This is a genomic window from Limnochorda sp., assembly GCF_047459355.1.
Classification (GTDB): Bacteria; Bacillota; Limnochordia; order Limnochordales; family Limnochordaceae; genus Limnochorda.
Genome location: NZ_VSCV01000001.1, coordinates 211,117 through 225,197 on the forward strand (window position 1 = coordinate 211,117; position 14,081 = coordinate 225,197).

Genomic DNA, 14,081 nt, shown 5'->3' on the forward strand with positions numbered 1-14,081 from the left:
AGCGTGGTGGCATGCGTGAGCTGGTCCAAATCGCGCCGGAGGTCCGGGCGGCGTTGAAGGAGGGGCGCCCGGTGGTCGCCTTGGAGTCGGGGTGGGTCGCTCATGGCATGCCGTACCCGCACAACCTCCAGGCGGTGCTCGCCCTGGAAGAGGCGGTGCGGCAGGGGGGGGCCGTGCCTGCCACCGTCGGGGTGGTGGCAGGCCAGTTGAAAGTGGGCCTCTCCTCCCAGGATCTGGAGCGGCTGGCCACCGAGGGCGAGGTGTACAAGGTGAGCCAGCAGGATCTTCCGGTGGTGATGGTCAAAGGGTGGCACGGGGCGACGACGGTGGCCGCAACCATAGCGGTCGCCGGCCGGGTGGGGATCAACGTCTTCGCCACGGGTGCCATCGGCGGGGTCCACCGGGACGTCCTGGAGACCCTTGACATCTCGCCCGACCTGACCGAGATCGCCCAGACCCCCATCTGCGTCGTCTGCTCTGGGGTGAGCCCCGTGCTGGACACCGACTGGACCCTGGAGGCCCTCGAGTCCCTGGGGGTCCCGGTGCTGGGGTACCGGACCGAGGTCTTTCCGGCGGTCTACTACCAGGACAGCGGCTGCCCCGTCGACTACCGGGTGGAGAGCCCCTTGGAAGTGGCCCAGGTGATGAGCGTCAAGTGGGCCCTGGGCCTGGGCGGGGGTCTGGTGGTGGCCAACCCCGTTCCGGAGGGAGCGGAGCTGGATCCCGAGTTGATTGAGGACGCGGTGGACGAGGGGATGTATGAGCTGGAGGAGCGGGGGATCCGGGGCAAGGGTGTGACGCCCTACCTCCTCCAGGTGCTCCACGAGCGGACCGAAGGGGAGACCCTTCGGGTGGGGGCGGTCATTGCCGAGGCCAACGCCCGCCTGGCCGGAGCCATCGCCGCCGAATTCGCCCGCCTTCAAGCGGCCCGGAGCATCTCCTAAAGGGGGGAGTCCAGATGGCACAGGCTGAGATCGGCATCTTTGGCGGATCGGGCTTTTACACCTTCTTGGACGACGTGGAAGAGGTCTGGGTGGAGACGCCCTACGGCCCGCCCAGCGACCGGGTGGCCCTGGCCCAGGTGGCGGGGCGCCGGGTGGCTTTCCTGCCCCGCCATGGCAAGGACCACCGGCTGCCGCCCCATCGGATCAACTACCGGGCCAACCTCTGGGCCATGAAGGAGCTGGGGGTGACCCGGGTGATCGGGCCCTGCGCGGCGGGGAGCCTCCAGGCCCACATCCGGCCCGGGGACTTGGTGGTGACGGACCAGTTCGTCAACCGCACCTGGGGGCGGGAGGACACCTTCTACGAAGGTCCCGTCGTCACCCACCTGTCGGCCGCCGATCCCTACTGCCCGGAACTCCGCTCTCTGGCCGTGGCCGCGGCCAAGGAGGTGGGTTTCCGGACCCATGACGGCGGGACGGTGGTGGTGATCCAAGGGCCCCGCTTCTCCACCCGGGCTGAAAGCCGGGAGTACCAGGCCCACGGGTGGAGCGTCATCAACATGACCCAGTACCCTGAGGTGATCCTGGCCCGGGAGCTGGGGATGTGCTACGTCAACCTGGCCCTGATCACCGACTACGACGCGGGGCTGGAGGGCCATCCCGAGGTGGCGCCGGTCAGCCACCAGGACGTGCTGCGGGTCTTCCAGGAGAACACCGACCGGTTGCGGGAGCTGCTCAAGCGGCTCATCGCCGCCATGCCCCAAGAGCGCGGCTGCTCCTGCGGGCAGGCCTTGGAGACGGCCCGCGCCTGAGGGGGCGCGCCCGTGGAGCTCGAACTCACCTCCCAGCGGCTGGAAGAGGTCCTGGCGCGGATTACCACCGAGCTCCAGGAAGGCCGGGCCCAGATCCAGGCCATGGCCGATGAGGCCCGGATGGAGGAGGCCCGTCTCACCCGGCGGCTGCAGGAGCTCCAGCTTCAGCTCCAGCGGATCGCCGATCAGGTGGACCGGGCGGCCCAGGAGGCCTACCGGGCCCGGCACCGGCTGATGGTGGTCAACCGGGATTTCAGCCTCTACACCGAGGACGAGATCCGCCAGGCCTACCAGGAGGCCCAGGAGGCCCAGCTCGCCCTGGCCACCTACCAGGAGCGGGAGCGCCTCCTCCGCCAGCAGCGGGATGAGCAAGAGCTGACCGTGCGGACGGTCCGCCAGCTGGCGGAGCGGGCCGATGTGCTGGTGGCCCAGGTGAGCGTCGCCCTCGACTTCCTCCAAGGGAACCTGGAGGCCATGAGCGACCAGCTCCAGGACCTGCGGGCTCGGCAGGAGATGGGGCGGCGGGTCATCGCCAGCGTGGAGGAGGAACGGCGCCGCCTGGCCCGGGAGATCCACGACGGCCCCGCCCAGGCCCTGGCCAACCTGGCCTTCCGGGCCGAGATCTGCCAGCGCCTGGTCCAAGCCCTCTTCCCGGAGAAGGGGGGCGCGGGCGACGCCCCTTCGGGGGCCAGCCCCGGCACCCTGTCGGAGGAGCTGGAGCGGATCCGCGAGGGGGTGCTGGAGAGCCTCCGGGAGATCCGGACCATCATCAGCAACCTGCGGCCCATGGCCCTAGACGATCTGGGGCTGGTCCCCGCGCTCCGCCGCTTTCTGGAGGGGATTCAGACGGGGTCCGGCGGGCCCCAGATCGACTTCCACTACAACGATGAGCGGACCCGCCTCCAGCCCGAGCAGGAGGCGGCCCTTTTTCGCGTCGCCCAGGAGGCGGTCCAGAACGCCTTGCGCCACGCTCGGGCCCAGCAGATCATCGTCCGCCTCGAGTTCAGTTCCAACCGGGTCAGCCTCCTGGTGGCCGACGACGGGGTGGGCTTCGACCGGGAGAAGAGCTGCCGGTCGGGCGGGCGGTATGGCCTCATGCACATGCGGGAGCGGGTCGAATGGTTACATGGGACCTTCCAGGTGGAGAGCCGTCCCGGCCAGGGGACCCGGATCCGGGTCCAGATTCCGACAGGGAGGGGGAGCGGGAGCTGATCCGTGTTGGCATCGCCGACGATCACCCCTTGATCCGCCAGGCGGTCACCACCTTGCTCTCCATGGAGCCTGACATCGAGGTGGTGGGGGAGGCCGATGACGCCCAGGGCGCTCTGGAGCTGGTCCATCGCCACCAACCGGACATCCTCCTCCTCGACATCAACATGCCCGGGGGCGGCCTGGCGGTGGCCCGCACCCTTGCGGACGAAGGGGCGGCCACCCGGGTGGTCGCCCTGACCATCCACGACGACCAGGAGTACTTGAACGCGCTGGTCCGGCTGGGGGTGCGGGGGTACGTGCTGAAAGACGAAGCGCCCCAGCGGGTGGTGAGCGCCATCCGGGAGGTGGCCGACGGCGGGGCCGTGCTCCCTTCCAAGATGATGGCCCGCCTCCTCGACCGGCTGGTGGAGAGCCGACCCGGCCCCCCTCCGGCGCCGGAGCCGCCTGAGCCGCCCACGTACGACCTCTCACCCCGGGAGCGGCAGGTGCTGGAAGGGATCGTTCACGGCAAGACCAACCGCCAGATTGCCCAAGAGCTCTTCATCTCCGAGAAGACGGTGAAGAACCACGTCACCAACCTCCTGGCCAAACTGGGCGTCCAGGACCGGACCCAGGCGGCGGTCCTCGCCCTGAGCCAGGGCCTGGTGGAGCGACCCCGTCTGGGACCAAGGTCCCAAGACGCGGGCGATCCGGCCAGCGAAAATGAGTCTTTGGTCGGATAGCCAGGACAACCCTCCACTCATACAATAAAGACAAGCAGGTCGGCCGGAGACGTCATGGTTCAGCGAGGGTTCCCCAGCCTCGCGTGCCGACCGAAATACATAACCCGATCCCCAAATCCAGATCCGGGTGCGGACGGGCGCCCGACACCAGCCTCCCGGCTGGCGTCGTGCAGCGCTCTCGGCACGACGGGGACCCGGTGATCGACCCCACGTCACCGGGTCCCCGGTCCCTCCCGGATTCATCCTTCCATGTCTGCCGGGGTGGGCCGGGAAGGATGCCGGGGAGCGGGAGTTCAGGCCTGACACACTCGTCCGCGGGATGCCATACGCTGGGCAGCGAAGGAGCCAAGCCCTCCTTACGCTACCGAGACGAAGGGATCTGACGTGGAGCGACGGCCTGAACAGGAACGGATGGCGAGGGGGATTCAGGATCTGTCGGCCCGGGAGCGGGAGATTCTCGAGCTCCTGGCCAACGGTCTGACCAATCGGGAGATCGCCGCCGCCCTCTATATCAGCCCTCACACTGTCAAGAACCACGTGAGCAGTATCTACAGGAAGCTGGGCGTGGACGACCGCACGCGCGTCGCTGTGACCGCCCTCCGGCTGGGCGTGGTCCAGCTCCGGGACGACCTGGCCCCCGGCTCCGCGTCTTGGTCGGAGCGTTGACCTGCAACCTCAGGGTGGCAGGAGGCGGCTCCGCACCGTCGAAGCGGTGAGAGAGCGGTTCAGGGGGCGACGACGGTGAACCCATCCGACCGGCAACGACCCGACCGGCTCGACGGTCGGGTCGCTCGCGTCACCTTTCGGAACCCCGACAACGGCTTTACCGTCCTTCGTCTGGAGCACGAGAACGGTCACCGGGTGACGGTGGTGGGCCACCTCCCCGAGCTCAAGGAAGGCCAGCCCGTGCGGTTCTACGGCCGCTGGGCCGACCATGCCCGCTACGGGCGCCAGTTCGAGGCGGATGCGGTGGAGGTGGTGGAGCCGACGGGCGTGGAGGCCATCGAGCGGTACCTGGCCTCGGGGGTCATCCCGGGGGTGGGCCCCGTGCTGGCCAAGCGGCTGGTGGAACGCTTCGGCGCCCGCACCCTGGAAGTGATCGAGGACTCCCCCCGGCGTCTCACCCAGGTGCCCGGCATCGGCCGTCAGAAGGCCCGCCAGATCCACCAGGCCCTGAAAGCTCAGCGGGAGACCCGGGAGAGCTTCATCTTCTTGCAGGGTTTGGGCGTCGGCCCCGCTCTGGCGGCCCGGATCCACCAAACCTACGGGGAGCGGACCATCGCCCGGGTCAAGGAGGATCCCTACCAGCTCATCTACGACGTCCGGGGTGTGGGCTTTCTCACCGCGGACCGCATCGCCCGGTCGTTGGGCATCGCCCCCGACAGCCCCCAGCGGGTTCAGGCCCTGATCCGCTACCGGCTCCAAGAGGCCGCCCTGGCTGGCCACACCTTCCTGCGGCAGAGCGAGCTGGAGGAGCACGTGGTTCAGGAAGGCGTGCCGCCCGAGGGCTTCCAACAGGCCCTGGAGGCGGCCCGGGTCCGAGGGCACGTGGTGGTGGAAGGCGAGGGCGATCCCGCCGTCTACCTGCCTTACCTCTTCGAGGCGGAGGTGGAGGTCTGCCGCCGGCTCCAAGTCCTCCTGGAGCGCCCGGCTCCGGCCGCCCCGCCCTGCGGGTCAGGGGAGCGGACCGGCTCGTGGGAGGCGGAGATCGCCCTGGCCGAGGCCCGCAGCGGCCTGAAGCTGTCCGACGAGCAGCGGGAGGCCCTCCGCCAGGCCCTCACCCAGCCCGTGGTCATCATCACCGGCGGGCCGGGCACGGGGAAGACCACCCTCGCCCGGGCCATCGCCGCCTGGTGCCAGGCCCGGCAGCAGCGCCTGGTCCTGGCCTCGCCCACGGGCCGGGCGGCCCGCCGGCTCCAGGAGGCGACGGGGCTGCCCGCCCGCACCATCCACCGCACCTTGGAGTTCACCTACGTGCCAGGGGTGGGGGGCCGGTTCCTCAGGAACGGCTCCAACCCCCTGGAGGCCGACGTGGTCTTGGTGGACGAGCTCTCCATGGTGGATCTGCCCCTCTTCGCCCGCCTCCTCGCGGCGATCGCCCCGCCCACCCGGCTGATTCTGATGGGCGACGCGGACCAGTTGCCGTCGGTGGGCCCGGGCCAGGTCCTCCAGGACCTCCTGGAGGCGGAGGTCGTCCCCAGCGTCCGCCTCCGCCAGATCTTCCGCCAGGCGGCCGAGAGCCTCATCGTCCAGAACGCGCACCGGATCCGGGCGGGAGAGCTGCCCGTTTGGAACAAGCCTGACGGTGAGTTCTTCTTCATCCAGGCGGAGCCCGAGGAGATCCCCGATCTGGTGACGGACTTGGTCCAGCGGCGGCTGCCCGCCTTCCTGCCGGACCTCCCACCGGGCCAGATCCAGGTGCTCTGCGCCACCCGCAAAGGGCCCAACGGGGCCGACGCCCTCAACCGACGGCTCCAGGAGGCCCTCAACCCGGGCCGGCCCGGGCAGGCGGAGGTGACCGCGCTCGGGCTGGAAGGGGAGCCGGAGCGGTTCCGGGTGGGCGACCGGGTGATGCAGGTGCGGAACAACTACGAGAAGATGGTCTTCAACGGCGAGCTGGGGCGGGTGGTCGCGGTGGACCCCGAGGAGGAGACGGTCACCGTCGTCTTCGACGAGACCGACGAGCCCCAAGAGGTGCTCTACACGTCGGGGGAGCTGGAGGAACTCCAGCTGGCCTACGCCACCTCGGTCCACAAGAGCCAGGGGAGCGAGTACCCGGTGGTGGTGATGCCCATCGTCTGGGTGATGCCCGCCCTTATGAGCCGGAACCTCCTGTATACCGCGATCACCCGGGCCAAGCGGATGGTGGTCTTGGTGGGCCAGGTGGATGCCCTGGTCCGGTACTGCCGGGGCCCGCAGGCGGTGGAGGTGCGGGCCAGCCGCCTGGCGGCCCGGCTGCGAGAGGCGGTGGCACGGCCCGATGAGCCGCGGTGACCGCGGGATGCGTCCTGTGCACGATCCCCAGGCGTGGCGCCCCGCCCTGGAGCGGTACTGGCAAGGGCTGGACCTGGGGGTGCCTCTGGAGCACCTCTGGCAGGATCCCGCCCGCCAGCGCCCCAGCGCCCTCTGTTATGTGGAGCGGGATGGGCGGTACTTGATGCTCCGCCGCCGCAAAGAGCCCTTCCGTGGCCTGTGGACCGCGCCGGGCGGCAAGGTGGAACCGGGCGAGGCGCCCGACGAGGCCATCCGGCGGGAGATCCGGGAGGAGACGGGGCTGACCCTCCAACGGCTGGAGCTGCGGCTCGTCACCGCCGAGACCGGCCCCCACCCGGCCTACAACTGGCTCCTTTTCCTTTTCCGCGGCACCGCCGCCCCCGGCCCGCCCCGGGCCGGCGTCGAGGGGGAGCTGCGGTGGTTCACCCCCGCGGAGCTGGAGGCGGCCCCCATCCCCGAGGTGGACCGGCGGCTCCTCCCCTGGCTCCTGGGTCCCGCCGACGGGGTCCCGCGGCTGGGCACCATCGAGTACGGTGCACAGGGCGAGCTGAAGCACCTCCAGCTGGAGCCACCTGGGAGGAAGGCCGGCCCCGCCGCCGAAGAGAACCTCTGATCTGTCCCAACCCCACCCTCCTTCCCCGGGTCTGCCGTCCCAGGGGCGGGAGGGTTTCGTGTGTCCCATCCTCAACTGCCAGACCTCGACCCGTTGCTGGCGGCCTGGGCCGGCCGGGCCCTCCTGGGGCGGGAGCTGGCGGACCCCAGACGGGCGGGCGACGGGGCCCTGGAGGCGGCCGAAAGGGCGGTCGCCGCCGGCATGGCCGAGAAGGTGCCGGCCATCGCCCGGGAGTGGCCGGGGTGGCGCTGCGCCCGGTGTGGCGGCCGCTCGGTGCAACTCGCCCCCTGTGGCCGGTGTGGCCGCTGGACATGCCCCTACTGCGAGGAGTGCGCGCCCCTGGGGCCGGCCCGGGGCTGCGATCACCTCTACCGGTTCCCCCTGCTGTCTGGCGGAGCGCCGCGGCCCAAGGCCCCAGCCCCGGGGGCAGGCTTCCAAAGCGACGGCGAACCGGGTCATCCCTGGCCCCGGTTTCCTTTCCCCCTGACGCCGGCCCAGGAGGCGGTGGCCCACCACCTGACCCGCTGGGCCACCGCCTCCGACGGCCCGCGGGAGATGCTTTTGTGGGCCGCGTGCGGGGCGGGGAAGACGGAGATCCTCCTCCACGCCGCGGCCGCGGTGGTGGGAGCCGGCGGCCGGGCCCTCATCGCCACCCCCCGGCGGGAGGTGGTGCGGGAGCTGGTCCCCCGGATCCGGGCGGCGGTGGCCCCGGTGCCGGTGGCTGCCTGGTACGGTGGTTCCCACACCGAGGAGGACCGGCCCGACCCCCGGGCGCCGCTGGTGGTGGCCACCACCCACCAGTGCCTCCGTTTCCACCGGGCTTTCCACCTGGTGGCGGTGGACGAGGTGGACGCCTTCCCGTTCCGGGACCATCAGGTGCTGCAGCGGGCGGTGGACGGGGCGGCCCTGCCGGGGGCCCGCCGCCTCTGGGTGACGGCGACGCCGCCCCCGTGGCTCCGCCGCCGGGTGCACCCCTGGCGGCGGCGGGCCGGGCTCACCTTCCTGCCCGTCCGGCCTCACGGCCACCCGCTCCCCGAGCCCCGGCTCCTTTGGGACCCCCGGCTCCTGGTCTGGTCCCATCCCCGGGCCTGGCCAGCGAGGCTGGTGCGGTGGATGACCGCCGCGCGCGCCCGGGGCGCGCGTCTGGTGATCTTCGTTCCCACCGTCCACCTGGCCCAGGCCCTGCCTCCCGTCATGGAGCGGCTTCTGGGGGAGGCGGTAGGGGCTGTCTGGGCGGGGCACTCCCAGCGGGACGGGGAGGTGGACCGCTTCCGGCACGGCGGAGCGGGCGTGCTGGTCACCACGTCCCTCTTAGAGCGAGGGGTGACCCTGCCGGCGGTGGATGTGCTGGTCCTCTTCCCTGAGCACCCGGTGTGGGACGCCGGGGCATTGGTCCAGATGGCGGGCCGGGCGGGCCGGAGCTGGGAGGACCCCCATGGCCGGGTCCTCTTTGCCGGCACACGGCCTGCATGGCCCGCGCTGCGGGCGGTGGCCGCCATCCGGGCCATGAACCGGAGGGCAGCCCGGGCGGGGCTGCTGGCGGGCCCGAGCCCCGTGGGGGAGGGGTGAGGCTGGCCCGGGTGGGGGTGGACTGGCTCTACCCCCAGCCGCCCCTCTGCCTCATCTGCCGGGACGGGCGGCTGAGCTGGCGGAGCGATCCCCTCTGCGCCGCGTGCCTCGATGCTTTGCCCCGGCTGGTGGAACCCCTTTGTGAGCAGTGTGGCCAGCCTGTCGGGGCCAAGGAGGCCGGCGAAGAGCTTGGACGATTGCCCCGGCTTCTCCAGCGGGCCCTGATCGGTCTCCTGGGTGGGCCGGTGCACTGCCAGCGGTGCCGCCTCGACCCGCCGCCGTTCCGGCGGGCGCGGGCCGTCGCCAGCTACCGCGGCTGGATCCGGGCCGCCATCCACCGGCTCAAGTACCGGGGCGAGGCGGAGCTGGCCCTCCCCCTGGGCCGGCTCATGGGCCTTCTGGCCCGGGAGGAGCTCCTCTTCCTCACCGTCTCCCTGGTGGTGCCCGTCCCCCTCCACCCGGACCGGTTGGCCAGCCGGGGGTACAATCAGAGTGAGCTCTTGGCCCGGCCAGTGGCGGCGGCCATCGGCCGGCCCCTGGCGGCTGACGTGCTCCGGCGACGCCGGCCCACCCTGCCCCAGGTGGGGCTGGACGAGGCCGCGCGGCGGCGGAACCTGAAGAAGGCCTTCGTGGTCACCGATGGGAAAAGGGTGAGGGGACGTCGGATTCTCCTGGTGGATGATGTGCTCACCACCGGGGCCACCTGCCGGGAGGCGGCCCGCACCCTCCTGGAGGCCGGGGCCCGGCGGGTGGAGGTGCTCACCTTAGCCGTCACCCCGGAGGCAGGAGCGGGGGCGGGGTTGTCGGAAGTTTCCACGAAAGACCGGGTTCGCACGTGAAGGATGGGATCCCCATGGCCTTGCGCAACTGTGTTCGTTGCGGCAACCTGATGGACGGCCGGTTGGGCTCGGTCTGCCCGGACTGCCGGAAGCAGGAGGCCGAAGCCTTCGACCGGGTGCGCGCCTACCTCCGGGAGCACCCCCAGGCCAACCTGCGTGAGGTGAGCGAGGGGGCCGGCGTGGACCCCGATCAGATCCGGCGCTTTCTCCGGGAGGGTCGGCTGGAGCTGGTGGGTGACCCGGACGCCCTGCACTGTGAGCGGTGCGGCGCCTCCATCAGCACGGGCCGCCTCTGCTCCGACTGCCTGCGGGAGCTGGAGGCGGCGGCCGGAACGGCCCCACCGCCGCCCACGGAGAAGGCCCGCCTCCATCTGGGGCGGAGCTGGATCGAGGAGCGGCGGGAGCGGTTCCGCCGGTAGGCGCTCCCCGGCGCTTCACGGGGCCGCGGCGCTGGGCGAGGCTTCAGCCAGGGAAGCGGCGGCCTCCGTAAAGTTCGGGGAGGCAGTTGCCGAAGGGTAGAGTGAGCCGGCAACGGCGGGGGTGGAGGTGGAGCATGATCGTCTCCGAGGCGCAGGTTCAGCGGGTGCTCAGCATCTACCGGATGCAGGGCACGCAAGGGGTGAAGGCGAGCCCGAGCAGTGTGCGGCCTCGCCCCGACACCGTCACCCTGTCCAAGGAAGCCCTGGAGAAGCAGCAGGAGCTCCAGCGGCTCCGGGAGCTGGTCAAAGGGTTGCCGGATGTCCGGGAGGCGAGGGTCGCGGAGCTGCGGAAGGCGATCCAAGCCGGCACCTACCGCGTCGACTCGGCCAAGGTGGCCGAGAAGATGGTCGCCCGATTCCTGGTCGATCGGCTCGCTGCCGACCTGCCGCCGGCTGAAGCTGCAGAGGAAGCCCCCGAGGGTGGGGAGGGGCCGTCCCATGGCTCGCCCTGACGCCCCGGGGGCGTCCGCTCGTCTCCGGCGGCTGGAGGAGCTCTTGCAGCGGCAGCAGGAAGCCATCCGGGAGCGCCGGCCCACCGTCCTCCTGGAGGTGACCGAGGCCCTGGAGGCGGAGGTGACGGCCTGGGCCGCCCAGCAGGAGGAGGAAGCCGGGGCCTCGGGCCGTGATGGTGAGCCGGATCATCCGGCCGAGCTGAGCCCGGAGGAGCGGCGGCTGGCCCAGAGGGTTCGCACCTTGTACGAGACCAACCAGGCTCTTCTGGAACAGGAGGCCCACTGGGTCCAGTTCATGCTGGCGCACCTGCGCCCTGCCAACCCAACCTACTCCGATGACGGCCGCCTCAAGCCAGGAAGCGGCCAGATCATCATCGATCAGCAAGCCTGACAGCTCCGAGGCCGGCTGGAAGGCCGGGCGGGGACGGGTATGGGGGTCGCCGCGTCCCCGGCATGGCGTGGAAGGGGGAGCTTCCCTTGGCTGGGACGTTCTTGGGCATTGAGATTGGCAAGCGGGCGCTCATGACCCACCAGCGGGCGCTCTGGGTGATCAGCCACAATGTGGGGAACGCCAACACCCCGGGGTACACCCGGCAGGTGGCTGACTTGCGGGCCACCCCCTCCTTGGATGCCCCGCCCTACGGCCACCTCGGCACGGGCGTGGACGTGGTCCAGATCCGGCGGATGCACGACGCCTTCACCCAAATCCAGCTTCTCCAAGAAGAGATGAGCTTGGGCTACTGGGAGGAGATGGCCGGTCGGATCGGCCAGGTGGAGCGCTTCCTCATGGAGCCCACCGAAAGCGGGATCGGGCAGGCCCTCGACTGGTTCTGGGAGGCGTGGAACGAGCTGGCCAAGCGGCCCGAGAGCATCCCCGAGCGAGAGGTCGTCCTGGAACGGGCTCGGGGCGTGGCCGACGCCTTCCGCCACACCCGCCAGCAGCTCTACGAGCTCCAGCTGGACCTGAACCGGCAGATCGAGGTCCAGGTGGGCGAGGTGAACACCCTGGCCAGCCGCATCGCCCAGCTGAACAAGGAGATTGCCCGGGTGGTCCGCCTGGGCCAGCAGCCCAACGACCTGATGGACCAGCGGGATGAGCTCCTCCGCCAGCTCTCCACCATCGTCGGCTTCACCATCGAAGACGGCAAGGATGGCCAGATCAGCGTCCGCATGGGGGACCACATGCTGGTCGATGGAGACCGGGCGTACCGGCTGGAGACGCGGACCAAGCCTTTCCCTGATGACGCCCAGGGCGACCAACCCCAGTTCAACGCCGTGGAGGTCATCTGGCCCGACGGTGATCTCGCGAACTTGGGCACCTCCAAGCTTCAGGCCATGGTGGAGTTGCGGGATACGCATATCCAGGGTTGGATCCAGGACTTGGATGATCTGGCTGCAGCTCTCATTGCCAGCGTGAATGCGGTCCATACGGGCGGGTACGACCTCGATGGCCAGCTAGGAGACGTCTTCTTCGCCGGTGAAGGTGCCTGGGATATCCGGCTTGCCATCACGGAGCCCCGGCGCATTGCAGCAGCCGACTCTCGCAGCGGTGACGACAACGATCCGGTTCCCCATCCGGGCAATGGGAATACGGCAAAGAAGATGGCCGAGCTTGCCAAGGAGAAGCTGGACAATCTGAACATGACCGCTGACGAAGCGATGGAGAGCCTCCTGGCTCGAGTCGGTTCCATGGGCCAGGAGTCCCAGGTGCGCGTTGAAACCCAAACGGTTCTCCTCAACCACCTGGAGGATCAACGGGCGTCGGTTTCGGGCGTCTCCCTCGATGAAGAGCTGACCAACATGCTCCGCTTCGAGCATGCCTACGCTGCGGCGGCCCGGGTGCTGACGGCGGTCGATTCCATGCTGGAGCACTTGATCCTGCGGACGGGCCGGGTCGGCCTGTAAAGAAGGTTGGGCGGAGCGGTGCTTAGCCCCCGCGGAGGTGAGTTTGGATGCGGATTACCCAGGGCATGATGGCCACCCACGTGCTGCAGAACCTCATGGGCAATATGCGGCGGCTGGACCGGCTGAACGACCAGCTCTCCTCGGGGAAGGAGATCCGCCTCCCGTCTCATGATCCGGCCCGGATCGCCCGGAGCTACGATCTTCGCCGGTCGCTGAACGAGACGGCCCGCTACGACGCCAACCTGCGGGACGCCCTGGCTTGGCTCAACGCCACGGAAGCCGCACTCAACGAGGCGACCACCATTATGCAACGGGCCCGGGAGCTGACCGTCCGGGGCGCCGATGGAACCCTTCCCGACGAGGCTCGCAAGGCCATCGCCGACGAGATTGAGCAGCTGATCGAGGCGCTTCTCCAGGTGGCGGACAGTGAGCACGAAGGCAGGAAGCTTTTTGCGGGCTTTCGGGTCAACATGGGTGGTAGTGTCTTCAGGGTGGAAGGCCAGACCGACGCCAAGCGGGAGTTTAGATATCAAGGGGACTTCGGCCAGCACGTCTACCGCATCGGACCGCAAGCCGACCTGGTGATCAATGTGCTGGCGGCTGACGCTGAGAACGCCGACGACCAGGATCCATCCACGGCTACGGGGGGCGTCTTCCTCGACGCGCTCAACGCGTTAGAGTCGGTCCGATACAATCTCTCGGGTGCCGGTGACCCAACGCAAGTTGGCAGTACCGACCTGGCGGCCCTCGACGACGCGCTCGACCGGCTCATCTCCGCTCGCTCCGTCACCGGGGCTCGCACCAACCGGGTTGAGATGGCCGACATGCGCATGAAGGAGTTCTCCATCAACCTCCGGGAGCTGCTCTCCAAAAACGAGGACGTGGAAATCGAGGAGAAGGTTATGGAGCTTGCCATGCAGGAGTATGCCTACCGGGTAGCCTTGCAGGTGGGGGCGCGGGTCTTGCAGCCGAACCTGGCAGACTACCTGAGGTGATGGCAGCCCGGACGGCCGGGCAAGGGGGCAGAACTATGGAGATCGAAACAACCCAATTCGGAAGGATCGAGGTGAGCGAAGAGAACCTGATCACCTTCCCCTCGGGCATCATCGGCTTCGAAGGGATTCGCCGCTACGCCCTGCTGGATCATCGCCCTGGCAGTGTCTTCCGTTTCCTCCAAGCGGTGGACGAGCCCGACCTGGCCTTTATCCTGGTCGATCCCCGGCCCTTCTTCCCCGATTATCGGGTCAACCTGCGGCGCGAGGACTTGGGCGAGCTTGAGCCGAATGATTCGGATGAGATCGAGGTCTACGCCATTGTCACCCTGCCCCAGCGGGTGGAAGAGGCGACGGCCAACCTCAAGGCGCCCGTCCTCATCCACCGGTCGCGCCGCCTCGGCATGCAGAGGGTGCTCGAGGAGGAAGACTATCCGACGCGCCAGCCGTTGTTCGACGGACGGTGGACGGCGGTGCGGGCCGGATAGGCACCAGTCCAACCAACGGCGGACAAGCCACGGACGTCGGCGCTGATGTCCAGGGAGGGA

Annotated in this window: 15 protein-coding genes; all 15 read left to right on the plus strand. The window is 69.8% G+C overall.

The features are described from left to right. The first annotated feature begins 11 nt into the window (after window positions 1-11). The 15 genes from FWJ67_RS01025 (at window position 12) to fliW (ending at window position 14,021) form a co-directional block, all read left to right on the plus strand. Window positions 12-944 (plus strand): pseudouridine-5'-phosphate glycosidase, encoded by a 933-nt coding sequence (locus FWJ67_RS01025; RefSeq protein WP_304172028.1) that lies wholly within the window; start codon window positions 12-14, stop codon window positions 942-944. A 14-nt stretch (window positions 945-958) separates the two neighbouring features. Next, a complete protein-coding gene (locus tag FWJ67_RS01030; RefSeq protein ID WP_304172026.1) occupies window positions 959-1,756 on the plus strand; it encodes an S-methyl-5'-thioadenosine phosphorylase in 798 nt (265 codons plus the stop codon). A 12-nt stretch (window positions 1,757-1,768) separates the two neighbouring features. Continuing rightward, window positions 1,769-2,968, plus strand: coding sequence for a sensor histidine kinase (locus tag FWJ67_RS01035; RefSeq protein WP_304172024.1), 1,200 nt, complete (start codon window positions 1,769-1,771; stop codon window positions 2,966-2,968). Next, window positions 2,875-3,690, plus strand: a complete 816-nt coding sequence (locus tag FWJ67_RS01040; RefSeq protein ID WP_414482128.1) for a response regulator — start codon at window positions 2,875-2,877, stop codon at window positions 3,688-3,690. Before FWJ67_RS01035 ends, FWJ67_RS01040 begins: the two co-directional genes overlap by 94 nt. Before the next feature lie 384 nt (window positions 3,691-4,074). Beyond that, a complete protein-coding gene (locus FWJ67_RS01045; protein ID WP_304172019.1) occupies window positions 4,075-4,356 on the plus strand; it encodes a helix-turn-helix domain-containing protein in 282 nt (93 codons plus the stop codon). A gap of 75 nt (window positions 4,357-4,431) precedes the next feature. Next, complete coding sequence (locus tag FWJ67_RS01050) at window positions 4,432-6,684, plus strand: ATP-dependent RecD-like DNA helicase (protein WP_414482527.1); 2,253 nt, start codon at window positions 4,432-4,434, stop codon at window positions 6,682-6,684. 16 nt (window positions 6,685-6,700) lie between these two features. After that, a complete protein-coding gene (locus tag FWJ67_RS01055) occupies window positions 6,701-7,297 on the plus strand; it encodes an NUDIX hydrolase (protein WP_414482528.1) in 597 nt (198 codons plus the stop codon). Between the two features lie 60 nt (window positions 7,298-7,357). Continuing rightward, window positions 7,358-8,866: a DEAD/DEAH box helicase gene (locus FWJ67_RS01060; protein ID WP_414482529.1), complete on the plus strand. Its 1,509-nt coding sequence runs from the start codon at window positions 7,358-7,360 to the stop codon at window positions 8,864-8,866. Then, entirely contained in the window at window positions 8,863-9,705 is an 843-nt protein-coding gene (locus FWJ67_RS01065; protein ID WP_414482132.1) for a ComF family protein, read from the plus strand. The genes FWJ67_RS01060 and FWJ67_RS01065 overlap by 4 nt, the downstream gene beginning before the upstream one ends. 14 nt (window positions 9,706-9,719) lie before the next feature. Further along, complete coding sequence (locus tag FWJ67_RS01070) at window positions 9,720-10,124, plus strand: hypothetical protein (protein WP_304172009.1); 405 nt, start codon at window positions 9,720-9,722, stop codon at window positions 10,122-10,124. Window positions 10,125-10,258: 134 nt separating this feature from the next. Further along, a complete protein-coding gene (gene flgM, locus FWJ67_RS01075) occupies window positions 10,259-10,636 on the plus strand; it encodes a flagellar biosynthesis anti-sigma factor FlgM (RefSeq protein WP_304172007.1) in 378 nt (125 codons plus the stop codon). Further along, complete coding sequence (locus FWJ67_RS01080) at window positions 10,623-11,027, plus strand: hypothetical protein (protein ID WP_414482133.1); 405 nt, start codon at window positions 10,623-10,625, stop codon at window positions 11,025-11,027. The genes flgM and FWJ67_RS01080 overlap by 14 nt, the downstream gene beginning before the upstream one ends. Window positions 11,028-11,113: 86 nt before the next feature. Further along, window positions 11,114-12,541 carry a flagellar hook-associated protein FlgK gene (gene flgK, locus FWJ67_RS01085; RefSeq protein ID WP_414482530.1) on the plus strand — a complete coding sequence of 476 codons (1,428 nt, stop codon included), beginning with the start codon at window positions 11,114-11,116 and terminating at the stop codon, window positions 12,539-12,541. Between the two features lie 47 nt (window positions 12,542-12,588). Beyond that, a complete protein-coding gene (gene flgL / locus FWJ67_RS01090) occupies window positions 12,589-13,536 on the plus strand; it encodes a flagellar hook-associated protein FlgL (RefSeq protein ID WP_414482531.1) in 948 nt (315 codons plus the stop codon). Window positions 13,537-13,571: 35 nt separating this feature from the next. After that, window positions 13,572-14,021 (plus strand): flagellar assembly protein FliW, encoded by a 450-nt coding sequence (gene fliW, locus FWJ67_RS01095; protein ID WP_304171999.1) that lies wholly within the window; start codon window positions 13,572-13,574, stop codon window positions 14,019-14,021. The last annotated feature ends 60 nt before the right edge of the window (window positions 14,022-14,081 follow it).